The 18,536-nt window shown below is 52.5% G+C and carries 21 protein-coding genes; 7 read left to right on the top strand and 14 right to left on the bottom strand.

What is annotated here, in order from left to right; all coding sequences use genetic code 11:
- Nucleotides 1–7 precede the first annotated feature (7 nt).
- The 10 genes from flgK to flgB all read right to left on the bottom strand — a co-directional run bounded on the left by flgK (nt 8) and on the right by flgB (nt 9,008).
- Complete coding sequence (gene flgK, locus C4F37_RS00235; protein WP_001773890.1) at nt 8–1,651, bottom strand: flagellar hook-associated protein FlgK; 1,644 nt, start codon at nt 1,649–1,651, stop codon at nt 8–10.
- 65 nt (nt 1,652–1,716) lie between these two features.
- Complete coding sequence (gene flgJ, locus C4F37_RS00240; RefSeq protein WP_001305885.1) at nt 1,717–2,658, bottom strand: flagellar assembly peptidoglycan hydrolase FlgJ; 942 nt, start codon at nt 2,656–2,658, stop codon at nt 1,717–1,719.
- Complete coding sequence (gene flgI, locus C4F37_RS00245; protein WP_000589300.1) at nt 2,658–3,755, bottom strand: flagellar basal body P-ring protein FlgI; 1,098 nt, start codon at nt 3,753–3,755, stop codon at nt 2,658–2,660. Before flgI ends, flgJ begins: the two co-directional genes overlap by 1 nt.
- Before the next feature lie 11 nt (nt 3,756–3,766).
- Nucleotides 3,767–4,465 carry a flagellar basal body L-ring protein FlgH gene (gene flgH, locus C4F37_RS00250; RefSeq protein ID WP_001773889.1) on the bottom strand — a complete coding sequence of 233 codons (699 nt, stop codon included), beginning with the start codon at nt 4,463–4,465 and terminating at the stop codon, nt 3,767–3,769.
- A 52-nt stretch (nt 4,466–4,517) separates the two neighbouring features.
- The gene (gene flgG / locus C4F37_RS00255) at nt 4,518–5,300 is read right to left on the bottom strand and encodes a flagellar basal-body rod protein FlgG (RefSeq protein WP_000625837.1); all 783 of its coding nucleotides are present in this window, start codon (nt 5,298–5,300) and stop codon (nt 4,518–4,520) included.
- 171 nt (nt 5,301–5,471) lie between these two features.
- On the bottom strand, nt 5,472–6,227 hold the full coding sequence (gene flgF / locus C4F37_RS00260) for a flagellar basal-body rod protein FlgF (protein WP_001538556.1): 756 nt from the start codon (nt 6,225–6,227) through the stop codon (nt 5,472–5,474).
- A gap of 19 nt (nt 6,228–6,246) precedes the next feature.
- Nucleotides 6,247–7,452 (bottom strand): flagellar hook protein FlgE, encoded by a 1,206-nt coding sequence (flgE, locus tag C4F37_RS00265; RefSeq protein WP_000885856.1) that lies wholly within the window; start codon nt 7,450–7,452, stop codon nt 6,247–6,249.
- 24 nt (nt 7,453–7,476) lie between these two features.
- Nucleotides 7,477–8,172 (bottom strand): flagellar hook assembly protein FlgD, encoded by a 696-nt coding sequence (gene flgD / locus C4F37_RS00270; RefSeq protein WP_001538555.1) that lies wholly within the window; start codon nt 8,170–8,172, stop codon nt 7,477–7,479.
- A gap of 11 nt (nt 8,173–8,183) precedes the next feature.
- A complete protein-coding gene (gene flgC / locus C4F37_RS00275) occupies nt 8,184–8,588 on the bottom strand; it encodes a flagellar basal body rod protein FlgC (protein WP_001196460.1) in 405 nt (134 codons plus the stop codon).
- Nucleotides 8,589–8,591: 3 nt separating this feature from the next.
- Nucleotides 8,592–9,008, bottom strand: a complete 417-nt coding sequence (gene flgB / locus C4F37_RS00280) for a flagellar basal body rod protein FlgB (protein ID WP_000884694.1) — start codon at nt 9,006–9,008, stop codon at nt 8,592–8,594.
- Between the two features lie 154 nt (nt 9,009–9,162).
- Between flgB and flgA the strand changes: the two genes are divergently transcribed.
- The 3 genes from flgA to flgN all read left to right on the top strand — a co-directional run bounded on the left by flgA (nt 9,163) and on the right by flgN (nt 10,612).
- Nucleotides 9,163–9,822, top strand: coding sequence for a flagellar basal body P-ring formation chaperone FlgA (gene flgA / locus C4F37_RS00285; protein ID WP_001538554.1), 660 nt, complete (start codon nt 9,163–9,165; stop codon nt 9,820–9,822).
- Between the two features lie 75 nt (nt 9,823–9,897).
- A complete protein-coding gene (gene flgM / locus C4F37_RS00290; protein ID WP_000020884.1) occupies nt 9,898–10,191 on the top strand; it encodes a flagellar biosynthesis anti-sigma factor FlgM in 294 nt (97 codons plus the stop codon).
- A gap of 4 nt (nt 10,192–10,195) precedes the next feature.
- Nucleotides 10,196–10,612: a flagella biosynthesis chaperone FlgN gene (flgN, locus tag C4F37_RS00295; RefSeq protein ID WP_000197362.1), complete on the top strand. Its 417-nt coding sequence runs from the start codon at nt 10,196–10,198 to the stop codon at nt 10,610–10,612.
- A gap of 39 nt (nt 10,613–10,651) precedes the next feature.
- Here flgN and murJ read toward each other — a convergent pair whose 3' ends face one another.
- The 4 genes from murJ to rimJ all read right to left on the bottom strand — a co-directional run bounded on the left by murJ (nt 10,652) and on the right by rimJ (nt 14,464).
- Nucleotides 10,652–12,187: a murein biosynthesis integral membrane protein MurJ gene (murJ, locus tag C4F37_RS00300; RefSeq protein ID WP_001050672.1), complete on the bottom strand. Its 1,536-nt coding sequence runs from the start codon at nt 12,185–12,187 to the stop codon at nt 10,652–10,654.
- Nucleotides 12,188–12,296: 109 nt separating this feature from the next.
- The gene (locus C4F37_RS00305) at nt 12,297–13,220 is read right to left on the bottom strand and encodes a Gfo/Idh/MocA family protein (RefSeq protein WP_001538553.1); all 924 of its coding nucleotides are present in this window, start codon (nt 13,218–13,220) and stop codon (nt 12,297–12,299) included.
- A 1-nt stretch (nt 13,221) separates the two neighbouring features.
- Complete coding sequence (locus tag C4F37_RS00310) at nt 13,222–13,869, bottom strand: YceH family protein (RefSeq protein WP_000877136.1); 648 nt, start codon at nt 13,867–13,869, stop codon at nt 13,222–13,224.
- A 10-nt stretch (nt 13,870–13,879) separates the two neighbouring features.
- Complete coding sequence (gene rimJ / locus C4F37_RS00315; protein ID WP_000468196.1) at nt 13,880–14,464, bottom strand: ribosomal protein S5-alanine N-acetyltransferase; 585 nt, start codon at nt 14,462–14,464, stop codon at nt 13,880–13,882.
- Between the two features lie 235 nt (nt 14,465–14,699).
- On the opposite strand from rimJ, the gene mdtH reads away from it, so the two are divergent.
- The 4 genes from mdtH (at nt 14,700) to pyrC (ending at nt 18,465) form a co-directional block, all read left to right on the top strand.
- The gene (gene mdtH / locus C4F37_RS00320; protein WP_001538552.1) at nt 14,700–15,908 is read left to right on the top strand and encodes a multidrug efflux MFS transporter MdtH; all 1,209 of its coding nucleotides are present in this window, start codon (nt 14,700–14,702) and stop codon (nt 15,906–15,908) included.
- Between the two features lie 63 nt (nt 15,909–15,971).
- A complete protein-coding gene (gene grxB, locus C4F37_RS00325; protein WP_000780912.1) occupies nt 15,972–16,619 on the top strand; it encodes a glutaredoxin 2 in 648 nt (215 codons plus the stop codon).
- A gap of 133 nt (nt 16,620–16,752) precedes the next feature.
- On the top strand, nt 16,753–17,313 hold the full coding sequence (locus tag C4F37_RS00330) for a lipoprotein (protein ID WP_001295443.1): 561 nt from the start codon (nt 16,753–16,755) through the stop codon (nt 17,311–17,313).
- Nucleotides 17,314–17,418: 105 nt separating this feature from the next.
- On the top strand, nt 17,419–18,465 hold the full coding sequence (pyrC, locus tag C4F37_RS00335) for a dihydroorotase (protein ID WP_000126543.1): 1,047 nt from the start codon (nt 17,419–17,421) through the stop codon (nt 18,463–18,465).
- Nucleotides 18,466–18,536: the final 71 nt, after the last annotated feature.

Raw genomic sequence — 18,536 nt, forward strand, 5'->3', positions numbered from 1 at the left:
TCTCCCCTTAGCGAATGTTAATCAGCGCATCAAAAATCGCGTTTGCCGTCTGCAGAACCTGCGCATTCACGAGGTAATACTGCTGAAAACGTTGCAGATTTCCGTACTCCTCATCGAGATTGACACCGGAAATCGACTGCTGCTGATTGGAAAGCTGCGTCACCACATTACCTTGCGTGGCGCTACTGGTTTTCAACGTCGCGGTTTTATTCCCGATATCACTCACTAATGAGGCATAAGCGTCGTTAAAGGATTTCGCACCGCCCACCGTTTTATTGTTGCTTTGCAGATCCAGCAGGGCCTGACCGTTGCGGTTGTCGCTATCACCCGCATCTTCTGCGCTCGCCATGGCGATTTTCGCTTCGTCGGTGATTAATACATCCATGTTGACGATGGCGTCACTTACCGGTTTCAGTGTGAAGCTGTCGTTAACGGCAGGCGTTCCTGTAAACGTCAACTCCAGACCATCAAATGCCACTTTACCGTTGGCATCCGGCGTCACCGTAAAAGTGGTATTACTGGCAAGGCGGGTGACCTGCCACTGATTATTATCGAACGAGATTTTGTAATCTGTCGCCAGTACCGCGGAGGCATCAGTTACCGTGGCACCGATCGCAACGTCACCGTTGTTTTTCGTGTTTTGCAGTACCGCGGGCTTACCGATAGCAAAGAAATCTTCACCGGCATCGCCGTTAGCATCAAATCCGGCTTTGTGTTGGGTGTTGAAAGCCTCGGCAAATGCCAGCGCCAGTTGTCCAAGCGTATTACGCGTCTGGTCCAGATCCTGAGAACGGAATGTCAGAATGCCGCCCAGCGACCCGGTATTCAGTAATTTCTCCGGGATCTCAATATTGCCAGCCGTCCCATCAATATAAGCGACAGTCGTACGCGAAGGGTCGGCGGTGGAAGGAACTGCCGCCAGCTGCCGCGCCGTACTTCCCTGAACCAGTGAGTAGCCATTGGCCATCGTGATGTTATAAGTGCCACCATCCTGAACGCTAACTTCTACGCCAACAATCTGGTTTAATTCACTCACCAGTTGATCGCGTTGATCCAGCAGATTGTTAGGTGACGCCCCTGCCCCCACGCCTGTCAGACGCGAGATTTGATCGTTCAGGCTGGCGATTTGTTTAGCGTAATTGTTGATCTGATCAACGCTGGCACCTATCGCGATATTGACCTGTTTGTCCTGGTCGCGCAGATATTGATCGGTGGTTTTAAACTGATTCACCAACCCTTCTGATTTCCCAATCAGCGCCTGGCGCGCTGCCGGGTCTTCCGCGTTACTTACCAGCGTTTGCAGGCTGGTGAAGAAATCCTGCATCTGTGTTGCCAGCGAAGAGGTACTGGTGGAGAGCATATTGTCGATTTTCGACATCTGCTCATAGCGGGCAGTCAGGCCGCTACTTTGCGTCTGCGCCGCACGTAACTGGTTGGTAATAAATGCATCATACTCACGCTGCACACCAGAAACGTAGACGCCATTGCCAACCCAGCCGCCAGCGCCCAGCGTGCTATTGGCCTGCGCCATAATAGTGGTTTGGCGGGTATATCCGGCAACGTTATAGCTGGAGATATTATTACTTGCCGTATTTAACGCCGCCTGGGCCGCGTTCAGTCCGCTCATGGCGTTATTGATCAAGCTGGACATGGAGGTTCCTTATAAGCCTTCAATTACAGAGTATTATCGGCAGCGACCCGCCGGACTTGAGTTATTCAGAACAGATTATCAATGTTCATACTGTAGGTTTTGCTCACTTTGTCGCTTATCGATTTCATCTGCTGAATCATGTTGGTGAGTTTGCGGGCATAGTGAGGATCGGTGGCATAGCCCGCGTCCTGTAGGGCCTGCGCCCCCTGCTCCGCACTCGCGGCGGTCGTCACGGCAGCGTAGCGCGGATTACGTGTTAACAGCCCAACGTAATCCGACAATGCTTCCAGATACGAGCTGTAGACCCGAAATTTCGCTTTTACTTTCTTCGCTTCGCCGTTTTCATATTCAGTCGTGGTGATTTCAGTGACTGGCCCTTTCCAGTTGCCAGAGGCTTTGACGCCAAACAGGTTATAACTCGGCTCGCCGTTTTCACGGCGGATTTGCCGTTGTCCCCAGCCAGATTCCAGCGCCGCCTGAGCGAGGATCAAATGATGTGGCACACCGCTTTGCTGGCTTGCCAGTTGGGCGGGCAACGAGAGTTGCGCGAGGAATGCTTTACTGTCACCCGGCAGCGAATCATCGTAGTTACGTGGTACGGCCTTTTGCACCAGCTGCGAAAGCGTCTGATTTTGATAACGCACCACGGTTTCGAGCGGGAATTTCATCGGTGCTGCTGGCGTGGACTCCTCTGGCAATGGTTGTTCTGGCGTCATCTGTTTAACCATCATCTCTGCAAGCCCCAGACCTTTGCCCGCCGTCATCTGTTGGGCAATCTGCTGGTCATACATACTGGTATACAGGCGAGTGTGCTCGCTGCTGAACAGGCCATCTTTTGGTAAAGCGTCGCGCATGCTTTTCAACATCATCTGCACGAACATCCCTTCCACCTGGCGGGCCACCGGACGGATATTTGCCGCTGGATCTTCGCCCGCTTTCGCCTTTAGTTCGTTGAGTGATTGCGCATCCCAGGCCGCACTTGCCAGTAGTTTGCTGTCGCTGATCATCAGATGATTTCCAGTTTTGCCCGCAGACATCCCGCACTTTGCATTGATTGCAAAATAGACATCAGATCCATCGGCGTAGCGCCCAGCGCATTGAGCGCGCGCACCACGTTATTGAGGCTGGCGCTGGAACGTACGCTTTGCAGCGAACCGCCGCTCTGGCGTAAATCGATCTGCGTTTGTGGAGTAACCACAGTCTGTCCACCACCAAACGGTGTATCTGGCTGGCTGACATTGGCCTGACGATTGACCGTAACCGAGAGATTCCCCTGCGCTACTGCGCAGCTGTCCAGGGTCACTTCGCGATTCATCACCACCGAGCCAGTGCGCGAGTTAATCACTACTTTAGCGTCCTGCGGGGTGACATTAACCTGCATATTCTGGATATCGGCAAGGAAACGGACCTGGGAACTGTTGCCACTTGGTACGCGCACCTGAATAGTCCGCGCATCTAACGCGGTGGCGCTGCCATATCCACGCACGCGGTTGATGGTGTCAGCGATTTGCTGCGCCATGCTGAAATCTTCGTCGTTAAGTTGCAAATTAAGGGTATTCCCGACGCCAAACTGGCTGGGCAATTCACGTTCAATAACCGCACCATTGGTGATCCGTCCACCGTTCAGTTGGTTCACCTGAACACTGCTACCGCCAGCGGAGGCTCCAGCGCCACCAACCAGAATATTGCCCTGCGCCAGCGCATACACCTGACTGTCAACGCCCTTAAGCGGTGTCATCAACAACGTACCGCCACGCAAGCTTTTGGCATTACCCATGGAAGAAACCACCACATCGATGGTTTGCCCCTGGCGTCCAAACGGCGGAAGTGACGCTGTCACCATTACCGCAGCGACGTTTTTTAGCTGCATATTGGTGCCCGTCGGAACGGTAATTCCCAGCTGTGAGAGCATGTTATTAAGCGTTTGTGTGGTAAACGGCGTCTGGGTTGTCTGGTCACCGGTTCCATCCAGCCCCACCACCAGGCCATAGCCAATCAGTGAGTTTTGCCTTACCCCCTGAACACTGGTGAGATCGCGAATACGCTCAGCCTGAGCCGCCGTGATAACCAGTAGAAGAATTAATGCAGAGAGAAATTTAATCACCACAGCCTCACTTACATTGGCGACAGGTTAAGGAAGAAACGCTGCAACCAGCCCATATTTTGCGCTTCGTTAATGTAGCCATTGCCTACGTATTCAATGCGCGCATCCGCCACCTTAGTAGATGGTACGGTATTGCTGCCGCTGATAGTGCGTGGATTAACCACGCCAGAGAAGCGAATAAATTCGGTACCCTGATTAATGGCGATCTGTTTTTCACCCACCACATGCAGGTTGCCGTTGACCAGTACCTGGTCAACCGTCACCGTCAACGTACCGCTAAAGGTATTGCTGGCATTGGCCCCGCCTTTTCCGTTGAACGTGTTACCACCGGAGGCTTCGACATCGGCACGAGCGTTACCAAACAACCCCTGCAAATAGCGCGGCACAGTATCAAAGCCAAAATTAGTTTTACCGTCACGGCTGGCATTCGCAGAGGAGCTTTTGCTGGCGCTGACGTTCTCCTGCAACACGATAGTCAGCGTATCGCCAATATTGCGTGGTCGACGATCTTCAAACAGCGGTTGATAGCCATAGTTAATCGGCTGAGCAGACTGGAAAATAGACCCGTTGGCGACGGGCGTCGGACCGGGAGCCGGTTGTGCACTGGTCGCCCCTTGTACCAGCGGCGTGGAGGGTATCCAGGCGCAGCCGGTTAGTGAAAGCACCAACAAGCTGGAAATGGCATAAGTATGCGCAGCGTTTTTTTGCATGGCTATCATCTTCAAAAATCAGTAAACCGGTGAACCTGCCACCGGTTAAGCCTTAGAGTTGCGTCAGTTTTTGCAGCATCTGATCGGTGGTGGACACCGCTTTACTGTTGATTTCGTAAGCGCGTTGCACCTGAATCATATTGACCAGTTCTTCCGCCACGTTGACGTTAGACGTTTCAACATACCCTTGATACAGCAGTCCCGCGCCGTTCAGGCCCGGCGTGCTTTCGTTCGGTGCACCGGAGGATTGCGTTTCGGTGTAGAGGTTTTCGCCAATGCTCTCCAGTCCGGTGTCATTCATAAAGGTGGTGAGATTGAGCTGCCCAACCTGAACCGGAGCTGCCTGGCCTTGTTGGGTTACGCTGACCACGCCATCACGACCGATGGTGATACTTAACGCATTCGCCGGAATGGTGATCGCTGGCTGCACCTGAAAACCACCGGCCGTCACCAGCTGCCCGTTCTGATCCACCTGGAAAGAGCCGTCACGGGTATAGGCTGATGAGCCATCTGGCAACATCACCTGGAAAAAGCCCTGCCCTTTAATCGCGACGTCTTTACTGTTATTGGTTTGCGACAGGTTGCCCTGGCTGTGTAAACGTTCCGTGGCGACCGGGCGTACCCCCGTGCCGATTTGTAATCCGGAGGGTAAGGTGGTTTGTTCGGAAGACTGTGCCCCCGGCTGGCGAATGGTTTGATAAAGCAGATCTTCAAACACCGCGCGCTGACGCTTAAAACCGTTAGTACTGACGTTTGCCAGGTTGTTGGCAATGACGTCCATATTGGTTTGCTGGGCGTCAAGGCCCGTTTTGGCGATCCATAATGAACTGATCATAAAATGTCCTGTAGTGGATTAGTGACAAAGTGCATATGTCTTCTTGCCGGATGCGGCGTAAACGCCTTATCCGGCCTACAAGTGCTCGCAAAATCGATAAATTGCGATTGCCCCCATAGACCCGATAAACTTGCGCATAGGGCAACTTATACTTGTCATGTATCCTTTCAATTAACTCATCGACAGCAGTTGGTTGGCACGGCCTGCGTTATCATCGACGCTGCTGATCACCTTCATCTGCATTTCAAAACGCCGCGCGCTGGCAATCATGTCGCTCATTGCCGCAACGGCATTGACGTTACTGCCTTCCAGAACACCCGACATCACACGCAAGGTTGGATCTGCCTGCAGTACCGGCCCACGCGTAGCCTGGCTTTCTGCGCTTAAACGAAAAATGTCATCGTCACCGCGCTGGACTTCGCTGCCCGTGGCTTTCACCAGCTTCAGACGCCCCACTGGCGCAACCGTATTTGCCGGATCGCCCGGATTCAGCGCCGAGATTGTGCCATCGGCAGCAATAGTGATTTCCGCCCCTTCCGGCACAGCAATTGGCCCCGCCTCGCCTACCACCGGATGTCCCTGAATTGTCAGTTGCCCGGTGGGATCAACCTGAATGCTGCCATTACGCGTATACCCTTCACTACCGTCAGCGGTCTGCACGACCAGCCAACCATCCTGCTGCAACGCAACGTCCAGCGGGCGCGAGGTGTAATCCATCTTGCCGGGCGTCATGTCTGCACCCGGTGTTGACGCCGTTACCAGCGTGCGCGTGGGCAGTGAAAGCCCTTCCACCGGCACTGCGCGCAAGGCGTTTAACTGCGCGCGAAAACCGGGCGTTGAGGCATTGGCCAGATTACTGGCGGTTACCGCCTGTTGATTCAGCGTCTGGCTGGCTGCTCCCATCGCGGTATAAATTGCGTGATCCATTGAGCTATCCCGTCAGCGATTAGCGTAAGTTAACCAGCGTATTGAGGATCTGGTCCTGGGTTTTGATGGTCTGGGCGTTAGACTGATAGTTACGCTGGGCAACGATCATATTGACCAGTTCTTTACTGAGATCGACGTTGGACGCTTCCAGCGCACCGTTGGTCAGTGTGCCAAAGTTGCCCGTCCCGGCTGTCCCCAACAGCGCCACGCCAGAAGATTGCGTAGCGGACCAGACGTTGTCGCCTTCGGATGCCAGACCTTCGTTGTTGGCAAAGTTCGCCAGTACAATCTGCCCCAGCAGTTGGGTTTGTTCGTTGGAATAGTTGCCGACAACCGTACCGTCATCATTGATTTGATAACTCACCAGATCGCCCGGTTTGTAGCCGTTCTGGGTGGTTGCCACAATGTTGTTAGCGCCGGTATTTTGCTGCATGGAGTTGAGGAAGCTCAGGCTAAACGTGGCGGGATCTGCGCCGTTAATTGCGCCAGTGGAAATATTCGCTGTTGGATTTGAGGTCAGAACGCCATTGGCATTAAACACCAGTGTTGTCGCTGTCTTCGCAATGCTGTTTGGATCACTACTATCCTGGGTGTAGACCTGCCAGTTATTATCCCCGGTCTTCACAAAGTACACGCTCATATCATGAGCATTACCCTGACTATCGAAAACAGTCACCGAACCTTTTTTGTTATAGCTATCCGCATTGCTGGCATCAAATGCGTTAACAGAGGGAAGCGGATCACTGGAATTCAGGTTGATCTGCATCGACGCCGTGGTGGTAGTTTTCGCTGCCATCAGGGTATTCGGAATCGAAATATTGGTCGGATTCGCCCCTTGCTGAATAGTCGGCGGCGTACCGGTTGCCGGGTAACCCGTCAGCTGTAAACCTTGCATATTCACCAGGTTACGGTTTTCATCCAGCTTAAATTGTCCGTTACGGCTGTAGAACACCGAACCATTGCTGTCTACCAGACGGAAAAAACCGTTCTGGCTAATAGCAACGTCCAGACCACGCCCGGTGTTGGTGGTCGTGCCATCGGTAAAGTCCTGAGTGATACCAGCAACTTTTACCCCCAGTCCCACTTTCGAACCGGCAAACATATCGGCAAAAGAGGCCGTGCCTGATTTAAAGCCGTAGGTGGCGGAGTTGGCGATATTGTTGCCAATAACATCGAGGTTGGTGGCGGCAGCGTTTAATCCGCTAACCGCTTGAGAAAAGGCCATGACTGACTCCTGAAATGTGAAGGCTTAAATTATCTGCCGTACTTCGTCGAGGGTAGTGGTGCCGTAAGTGCCGAGATCCAGCGTATTACCGTTGTTGCCGCGGATCACCCCCTGCACCAGAGCAAACTGCAGCGGTTGGGCAACCAGTTGTGTACCACCGTTACTGGCGCTAATCGCTACATTGTAAGAACCATTCGTCGCAGTGCTGCCGTCAGTCAACGTACCGTCCCAGGTGAAACTGTGGACTCCGGCAGTCAGTTCACCGATATCAATGGTACGGACGACCGCGCCGTTTTTATCGGTGATGGTGGCCGTCACTTTGTCTGCTGCCTGTTGCAACTCAACACCAAACGGCGTGGTCGTGGTCACAGCCCCTTCTTCACTGCCGATTCCCGCAAGAACAGTGGTACCGGGGATCATCACGCCGTGACCAATCAGGTTACTGGCCTGTAACGACTGGCTGTTATCAATCTGTCCGGAAATAGATCCGAGCGTGGTATTGAGTTTTTCAATCCCACTGACCGTGCTGATTTGTGCCAATTGCGACGTCAGCTCGTTGTTTTCCATTGGATTGGTCGGGTCCTGGTTTTTCAGCTGCGCCACCAACAAAGTCAGAAAACTGCTTTGTAAATCTGCGGCGTTGCTGCCCGTGAGCGAACTACTGCTGGTGGTACTGACGCCGGTATTCGTCGGATCGGTGGTGGTTACCGCAATAGACATAGCTTTCTCCTTTATTGACCGAGCGTAAGGGTTTTCAGCATCATGCTTTTCACCGTGTTGAGCACTTCAACATTGGCCTGATAACTGCGTGACGCCGACATGGTGTTAACCATCTCTCCGACGACATCAACGTTTGGCATTTTCACGTAGCCCTTTGCATCCGCCAGCGGATTACCCGGTTCATAAACCAGTTTGTCCGGAGCCTGACTTTCTATAACATCGGCAACCTTTACGCCGCCTGTCGCAGCACCTGGCGCAGCGTTAACCTGGAATACCACCTGTTTTGCCCGATATGGCTGTCCATCGGGACCGGTCACGCTATCAGCATTCGCCAGATTACTGGCCGCCACGTTCAGGCGCTGGGACTGGGCAGTTAACGCCGACCCGGCGATATCAAAAATATTCAGCAGTGCCATCCGTTAATTTCCGCTCTGTAAAACGTTCATCATGCCTTTGATCTGCCCGCTCAACGCGCTAAGGCTCATCTGGTATTGCAGGCTGTTATCGGCAAACTGGGTGCGTTCGCGATCCATATCGACAGTATTCCCGTCAAGCGAAGGCTGGTCCGGAATACGGTATTGCAGTTCTGCGGAAGGAGGCGTCAGCGCCTGCGCCGGAATGTGTTTCGTTGAGGTCATCGTCAGAGCAACCACACTGGTTGCATCCCGTCCACGTTGCATGACTTTTTTAAGTTCACTGGCAAAATCGATATCGCGCGCCTGATAACCAGGGGTATCGGCATTGGCGATGTTTGCTGCCAGCACTTCCTGACGCTGGGCGCGCAGATTGAGCGCCTCTTGTTGAAAACGTAAGGCGGCGTCGAGCTTATCGAGCATATCTCCTCCGCAGGTATCAAAATTCTGCCATCAGCTTAAATGCCTTTACGCGCGCGTTATCGGCGGAATAAACGCAAAATGGGTCGCTATTTATGCCGTTGATGGTCATTGCGGACAGGTACAATTCACGTTGTAGAAATGGCTGGGGGCGAAAATGCTGACAATAAAACGTAGCGTGGCGATCATCGCGATACTGTTCAGTCCGTTAAGTACGGCGAGCAATCTCACATCGCAATTGCACACCTTTTTTAGCGCCCAACTCGCGGGGGTAAGTGATGAGGTTCGTGTTTCTATTCGTACAGCACCCAATCTGCTACCGCCGTGCGATCAGCCATTGCTTTCGATGAGCAATAATTCCCGTCTGTGGGGCAATGTGAATGTGTTGGCACGCTGCGGTAACGACAAACGATATTTACAGGTTAATGTGCAGGCCACAGGAAATTATGTGGTTGCCGCGATGCCCATTGTGCGTGGAGGAAAGCTGGAAGCTGGCAATGTCAAACTGAAACGCGGACGGCTGGATACCTTGCCACCGCGTACGGTGCTGGATATCAATCAACTTGTTGATGCCGTTAGCCTGCGCGATCTATCACCCGATCAACCTATCCAGTTAACCCAGTTTCGCCAGGCATGGCGGATAAAAGCGGGGCAACGCGTCAACGTTATCGCCAGCGGTGATGGGTTTAGCGCCAACGCAGAAGGTCAGGCGCTGAACAATGCAGCCGTCGCACAAAATGCGCGGGTGCGCATGGTATCGGGACAAGTGGTCAGCGGCGTTGTTGATGCAGATGGGAATATTCTTATAAACCTGTAAGCTGTTAAAGATTACCCGTCCCTTGCCGATAAATAAGCAACACATGATAAAAGCGCCCTCAATGAGGAATAAACCATGAGTATTGATCGCACTTCGCCTCTGAAGCCTGTAAGCACCGTTCAACCGCGCGAAACCACTGACGCGCCGGTAACAAACACCCGGGCGGCAAAAACAACAGCCTCCACCAGCACCAGTGTGACGTTAAGCGACGCGCAAGCAAAACTGATGCAACCCGGCAGCAGTGATATCAATCTTGAACGTGTCGAAGCGTTAAAGCTGGCGATTCGTAACGGTGAACTAAAAATGGACACCGGCAAAATTGCCGATGCGCTGATCAACGAAGCGCAGCAAGACTTGCAGAGTAATTGATCGTATGACGCGTCTTGCAGAGATCCTCGACCAGATGTCCGCTGTGCTTAACGATCTCAAAACGGTAATGGATCAAGAGCAGCAACATCTCTCTATGGGGCAGATCAACGGCAGCCAGTTGCAATGGATTACAGAACAAAAAAGCTCTCTGCTGGCGACGCTGGATTACCTCGAACAGTTACGCAGGAAAGAACCCAATACAGCAAATAGCGTTGATATTAGTCAACGCTGGCAGGAAATTACTGGCAAAACGCAGCAACTACGCCAACTGAATCAACATAACGGCTGGTTACTGGAAGGACAGATTGAACGCAATCAACAGGCGCTGGAAATGTTGAAACCGCATCAGGAACCGACGCTGTATGGGGCGAACGGTCAGACCTCAACAACCCATCGCGGCAGTAAAAAGATTTCGATCTGAAGATTAACTCCGGCCTGCACTGCAGGCCGGAATGTATCGTTACACCGTCCGGCGGGCAAATTCTTTAACTTTGAAGCCCAGTACTGCCAGTGCAGCGAAGTACGCGGCAATCCCCGCCAGCACGACCGCCATTAAACGCAGTAAACGCCAGGGCATAGTACCCAATGACCACTCCGGCATGATATGTAACATACCTAAAAGCACGCCAGACATCACCAGTACCGCCACCACCAGACGCAACAGAAACGCCATCCAGCCGGGTTGCGGGGTAAAGATTTTCTGCTTACGCAACTGCCAGTAAAGCAGCGAAGCATTCAGACACGCCGCCAGACCAATAGAAAGTGACAGCCCGGCATGTTTCAACGGACCAATAAACGCCAGGTTCATCAATTGCGTTAAAATCAGCGTAACGATGGCAATTTTCACTGGCGTTTTAATGTCCTGGCGGGAATAAAAGCCAGGAGCCAACACTTTCACTACAATCAGGCCAATCAAACCCACCGAGTAGGCAATTAACGCCCGCTGGGTCATCAGCGCATCAAAGGCGGTAAATTTACCGTACTGGAACAGCGAAACGGTTAACGGACCGGAAAGAATGCCCAACGCAACCGCACTTGGCAGCGCCAACAGGAAACAAAGACGCAGCCCCCAGTCCATCAAACGGTTGTATTCATCATGATTGCCACTGGCAAAACTTTTCGACAGCGACGGTAGCAAAATGGTGCCAAGCGCCACGCCCAGCACACCGGACGGAAACTCCATTAAGCGGTCGGCGTAATACATCCACGACACCGAACCGGAAGCAAGAAACGAGGCAAAAATGGTGTTGATGATTAAGGAGATCTGGCTCACAGAGACGCCAAGGATTGCCGGTCCCATCTGTTTCACCACACGCATTGCTCCGGCATCGTGGAAGTTAATGCGTGGCAAAACCAGCATGCCGATCTTCTTCAGATGAGGTAGCTGATACACCAGCTGCAGGATGCCGCCGACCGTAACAGCCCAGGCCAGCGCCAGCACCGGTGGATTAAAGTACGGCGCGGCAAACAACGCAAAACCAATCATGCTGATATTGAGCAATGTCGGGGCAAACGCCGGAATTGAGAAGCGGTTCCAGGTATTCAGAATCGCTCCCACCAGCGACGCCAGGGAGATCAGCAAGATATAGGGAAAGGTTATCTTTAGTAGCTGGCTGGTCAGGGCAAATTTGTCGGCAGTGTCAGCGAAGCCAGGCGCGGTCACCATGATCACCCACGGTGCAGCGAGCATGCCAGCGACCGTCACAACCGCCAGCGCAAGTGTCAGCAGGCCAGAAACATAAGAGACAAAGACCCGCGTGGCGTCTTCACCCTGCTTGCTTTTATATTCTGCCAGAATCGGTACAAATGCCTGGGAAAATGCCCCTTCGGCAAAGATACGGCGTAACAAGTTAGGAAGTTTAAAAGCGACGAAAAAGGCGTCGGTTGCCATCCCTGCGCCAAAGATTCTGGCGACAATTGCGTCTCGTGCGAAGCCAAGCACACGCGAAAACATGGTCATCGAGCTGACGGCGGCCAGCGATTTTAATAAATTCATCGGTGTTCTAATCCAGACCCACGGGCAAAACGCCTGCAAGGCAGGCGCTGAAAGAGGCGAATAGTCTACCTGGATTATGGTGAATTGCTACCGCCAGATGTTACAGGGTTTATTCACTCATCGCATCGCGCCAGATCTTGTCAACGATACGTTGCGCCAGCACGGCCTGTTCGCCGGCGGTTTGCGGAACTGTCTGATTTTGCACGCATTCAATGAAGTGCCGCGCACAGCCGACAAATCCACGTTGCTCGAGCGTACTCTGCCAACCAGGAATCGGTTTATGCACTACGCCCTGCCCGCGCTCCTCACGCCATTCGCGCATATCCGTAATGTCGATGAGCGCACCATCAGTCACGGCCTGCACGGTTTCACGCTGACTTCCGGCCCGGCGATGCATACAGGTGGTGATCTGCAAAGGACCAGCCAAAAAATGGTGCTCGGCAAACAGCATTTCGCCGGACTCATTGGTCAGCAACGTACCGCTTTCGAGAGTTGCATTGCCGCCAGACAACCACAGCGCGGTATCCACCACATGCAGATAATCATCCAGCAATGTGAAATAAAGATCGTGTGGCCCGACGCTATTGGTACGATGTTTATCCATTCTTAGCGAGGACGCGGTGGCGAGTTGCGTTTTTAACTCACCGTAGAGTGGTGCGAAACGACGGTTAAAACCGACCATCAACGTCAGTTTTTTCCGCGCCGCCAGTTCCACCAGCCGTTCAGCATCGCGCAGATTTTCTGCCAGCGGTTTATCGACACAGACATGTACCCCCGCATTGAGTAACGTACTGACCACGTCAAAGTGGCTGGCGGTGCTGGAATGCACAAAAACCGCATCGCAACTGGCGGCAAGGCTGGATAACGAATCAGCATAAGGAATGCGCCAGCTGTCACAAATTGGCAAGGCTTTGGCGCGCGTAGGCGACCACGCACCTTGTAACGTCCAGTCAGACGCTGCCGCCAGCACCGGTAACCACGCTTTTTGCGCGATGCCGCCTAACCCCACTACGCCGATACGTAATTTTTTCACTTTAATCTCCCAGATGGGCCAGCAACGAATCAAGACGCTGTTTCAGTTCTGCCACTTCGATTTCCAGGGCTTCGACACGGGCCTGTAAATCACCGTCAACCGCGTTCAACATATCCGTTACCGCCGGCGGATTCTCAACCTCACCACTGAAAAGATGCATGTAGCGGCTTTCGCGTTTACCCGGTTCGCGGGCCAGACGCACCACAAAAGGACCATCTTCGCGACTCGCCAGTTGTTCCAGCGTCGACTCCACTTCCGCCATATCGCTGAATTCATACATTCGCGCGGCGCGGCTGCGCAGTTCCCCCGGCGTCTGGGCACCACGCAATAACAACGTGGTGATTAACGCCACTTCTGCGGCGCTCAGTTTCAGATCGCCAAATTCTGAATTACAAAAACGTTGCTCATATTTGGTGACCCGATTACCAAAACCGCTCACCGTGCGTAGATAATGACGTTTGACCAGATTATCCAGCTGTTCCTGCACTTCAGATTCACTCAGATTCATAACCGGTTCACGGTTCGTTTTCTGATTACAGGCCGTGACTACACCATTTACGGAGAGCGGGTATTGCTCCGGCGTGGTCACCTGTTTTTCCAGCAAGCAACCAATCACGCGAGCTTCCATGGCAGTAAGTTGATATTTCATGAGATTCTCCTTAGCGGCCGGGCGTCCAGTCTGGGGTAGTTAATGCCGTCAGTACGTGATCGCGCCATTGTCCATCAATCAACAGATAGTCTTTCGCATAGCCTTCTTTTTCAAAACCCAGTCGCGCCAGTAAATCACCGCTGCGTTTATTGTGCGGCATATAATTAGCCATAATGCGATGAATATGTTGGGTGCGCTGCATATAACGAATGGCTGCGGTCAGGGCTTCAAACATGAGTCCTTTGCCCTGCCATTTTTGCCCAATCGAATAACCGAGATAGCAGGCATGAAAAGAGCCGCGAACAACATTGGAAAAATTGGCAACGCCAATAATCTCTTTTTCGTCCGGGTCGAATAAGCCAAAGTAAAAAGCTGAACCTTGTTTATGAAATTCGCTAATCATCCCTAGCCTGGCCTGCCAGCCTGATGGATAACAGTGGCTTTCGTCGCGCACTGGCTCCCAGGGCTTGAGGAAATGGCGATTCTCTGCGTAATAATCCGCCAGACGCCAGGCATCACGATCATGCACCAGACGCACGACCAGTCGGTCTGTGGTTAAGCGCACTTTTGGCACGTTACTGCGATAGCCAAACATTCTATACCTACTCCTTCCCGTAACGTCTTTAATACGCTGTAAGTATTACTATACCTGCGCAACCAGACCCTGTGAAAAGTCCAGAATGCCATTTTCTGCATTATTCACATATTTGATAAAAACTCTCTATCAAAGCGACGTTTTGATAAAAAAATATTGTCCCCGAAGTGATGGGAAAAGTCTTAGCGGCAATGCAGAATAGAAAGTGCTCATCTTTTATTTCCCGGGAGGGGAAATGTCCCGCGTGTCGCAGGCGAGGAACCTGGGTAAATATTTCCTGCTCATCGATAATATGCTGGTCGTGCTGGGGTTCTTTGTTGTCTTCCCGCTGATCTCTATCCGCTTCGTTGATCAAATGGGCTGGGCCGCCGTCATGGTCGGTATTGCCCTCGGTCTACGCCAGTTTATTCAGCAAGGTCTGGGTATTTTCGGCGGCGCAATTGCCGACCGCTTTGGTGCCAAACCGATGATTGTCACCGGTATGCTGATGCGTGCCGCCGGATTCGCCACAATGGGTATCGCCCACGAACCGTGGCTACTGTGGTTTTCATGCCTGCTTTCGGGACTCGGCGGCACGTTGTTTGATCCTCCGCGTTCGGCGCTGGTGGTGAAACTAATCCGTCCACAACAGCGTGGTCGTTTTTTCTCGCTGTTGATGATGCAGGACAGTGCCGGTGCGGTCATTGGCGCATTGTTGGGGAGCTGGCTGTTGCAATACGACTTTCGCCTGGTCTGCGCCACAGGGGCAGTTTTGTTTGTGCTGTGTGCAGCGTTCAATGCGTGGTTGTTACCGGCATGGAAACTCTCCACCGTACGTACGCCCGTTCGCGAAGGCATGACCCGCGTGATGCGTGACAAGTGTTTTGTCACCTATGTCCTGACGCTGGCGGGTTACTACATGCTGGCTGTACAAGTGATGCTGATGCTGCCAATTATGGTCAACGACGTGGCGGGCGCGCCCTCTGCCGTTAAATGGATGTATGCCATTGAAGCGTGTCTGTCGTTAACGTTGCTCTACCCTATCGCCCGCTGGAGTGAAAAGCATTTTCGTCTGGAACACCGGTTAATGGCTGGGCTGTTGATAATGTCATTAAGCATGATGCCAGTAGGCATGGTCAGCGGCCTGCAACAACTTTTCACCCTGATTTGTCTGTTTTATATCGGGTCGATCATTGCCGAGCCTGCGCGTGAAACCTTAAGTGCTTCGCTGGCAGACGCAAGAGCTCGCGGCAGCTATATGGGGTTTAGCCGTCTGGGTCTGGCGATTGGCGGCGCTATTGGTTATATCGGTGGCGGCTGGCTGTTTGACCTGGGCAAATCGGCGCACCAGCCAGAGCTTCCGTGGATGATGCTGGGCATTATTGGCATCTTCACTTTCCTTGCGCTGGGTTGGCAGTTTAGCCAGAAACGCGCCGCGCGTCGTTTGCTTGAACGCGACGCCTGATTTGATACTCCCCCCTGACTCCTCCATACTGAAAGAGAACTGACAGCCAAATGGAGGAGTCACGTGAAGCTATACATTTACGATCACTGCCCTTACTGCCTCAAAGCCCGCATGATTTTCGGCCTGAAAAATATCCCCGTCGAATTACATGTTCTGCTCAACGACGACGCAGAAACACCCACCCGGATGGTCGGTCAAAAACAGGTTCCCATTCTGCAAAAAGATGACAGCCGCTATATGCCAGAAAGCATGGACATCGTTCACTATGTCGATAAACTCGACGGCAAACCGTTACTGACCGGCAAACGTTCCCCTGCCATTGAAGAGTGGCTGCGCAAGGTCAATGGCTACGCCAACAAACTGCTGTTGCCGCGTTTTGCCAAATCGGCATTTGATGAGTTTTCTACTCCTGCCGCGCGCAAATATTTCGTCGACAAGAAAGAGGCCAGCGCGGGTAATTTTGCCGACCTGCTGGCCCACTCTGACGGTCTGATTAAGAATATCAGCGATGATTTACGTGCGCTGGACAAACTGATCGTCAAACCGAACGCCGTGAATGGCGAACTTTCGGAAGATGATATTCAGCTATTTCCGCTCCTGCGTAATCTGACGCTAGTAGCCGGAATCAACTGGCCAAGCCGCGTTGCTGATTACCGCGATAATATGGCGAAACAGACACAAATCAATTTGTTATCATCAATGGCGATTTAATCCTGACCCGCCGCGGCAGCCTGTATTCGCGGGTTGCCGCCGTTTTCAGTTTTTTCTGCTGGCGCGTTTATCGCTGGTGACACATGCTGCGTTGTGTCAGGATATTGACGCAGATTTCATGTCGAGGACTACCATGAACAAGTTTTTATTTGCCGCTGCATTGATCGTCAGTGGCCTGCTCGTTGGCTGTAATCAACTCACCCAATACACCATCACCGAACAAGAAATTAACCAGTCGCTTGCGAAACATAATAATTTCTCAAAAGATATCGGTTTACCCGGCGTGGCTGACGCCCATATTGTTCTGACAAACCTGACCAGCCAAATTGGTCGCGAAGAGCCGAATAAGGTTACCCTAACCGGAGACGCCAATCTGGACATGAACTCCCTGTTCGGTAGCCAGAAAGCGACCATGAAACTGAAGCTGAAAGCGCTGCCCGTGTTTGATAAAGAAAAAGGTGCGATCTTCCTGAAAGAGATGGAAGTGGTCGATGCGACGGTACAACCGGAAAAAATGCAAACGGTGATGCAAACGTTGCTCCCCTATTTGAACCAGGCATTACGCAATTACTTTAACCAGCAACCTGCTTACGTCCTGCGCGAAGATGGCAGCCAGGGCGAAGCAATGGCGAAGAAACTGGCGAAAGGCATTGAAGTGAAGCCAGGCGAAATTGTCATTCCGTTTACGGATTAATCACGAGGGCGCATTCGCGCCCTTTATTTTTCGTGCAAAGGAAAACGTTTCCGCTTATCCTTTGTGTCCGGCAAAAACATCCCTTCAGCCGGAGCATAGAGATTAATGACTGCACCATCCCAGGTATTAAAGATCCGCCGCCCAGACGACTGGCACCTTCACCTCCGCGATGGCGACATGTTAAAAACTGTCGTGCCGTATACCAGCGAAATTTATGGACGGGCTATCGTAATGCCCAATCTGGCTCCGCCCGTGACCACCGTTGAGGCTGCCGTGGCGTATCGCCAGCGCATTCTTGACGCCGTACCTGCCGGGCACGATTTCACCCCGCTGATGACCTGTTATTTAACAGATTCGCTGGACCCTAATGAGCTGGAGCGCGGATTTAACGAAGGCGTGTTCACCGCTGCAAAACTTTATCCGGCAAACGCAACCACTAACTCCAGCCACGGCGTTACGTCAGTTGACGCAATCATGCCGGTACTTGAGCGCATGGAAAAAATCGGTATGCCGCTACTGGTGCATGGTGAAGTAACACATGCAGATATCGACATTTTTGATCGTGAAGCGCGCTTTATAGAAAGCGTGATGGAACCGCTGCGCCAGCGCCTGACCGCGCTGAAAGTCGTTTTTGAGCATATCACCACCAAAGACGCTGCCGACTATGTCCGTGACGGAAATGAACGGCTGGCTGCCACCATCACTCCGCAGCATCTGATGTTTAACCGCAACCATATGCTGGTTGGTGGCGTGCGTCCGCACCTGTATTGTCTACCCATCCTCAAACGCAATATCCACCAACAGGCATTGCGTGAACTGGTCGCCAGCGGTTTTAATCGTGTATTCCTCGGAACGGATTCTGCGCCACATGCACGTCATCGCAAAGAGAGCAGCTGCGGCTGCGCGGGCTGTTTCAACGCCCCAACCGCGCTGGGCAGTTACGCTACCGTCTTTGAAGAGATGAATGCTTTGCAGCACTTTGAAGCATTCTGTTCTGTAAACGGCCCGCAGTTCTATGGCTTGCCGGTCAACGACACATTCATCGAACTGGTACGTGAAGAGCAACAGGTTGCTGAAAGCATCGCACTGACTGATGACACGCTGGTGCCATTCCTCGCCGGAGAAACGGTACGCTGGTCCGTTAAACAATAAAAATCGTAGCTTCCTGTTGTCATTAGGTTATTTTACCTGTATAAATAACCAGTATATTCAACAGGGGGCTA

The organism is Escherichia sp. R1, assembly GCF_003000935.1.
In the GTDB taxonomy this organism is placed as follows: Bacteria; Pseudomonadota; Gammaproteobacteria; order Enterobacterales; family Enterobacteriaceae; genus Escherichia; species Escherichia coli.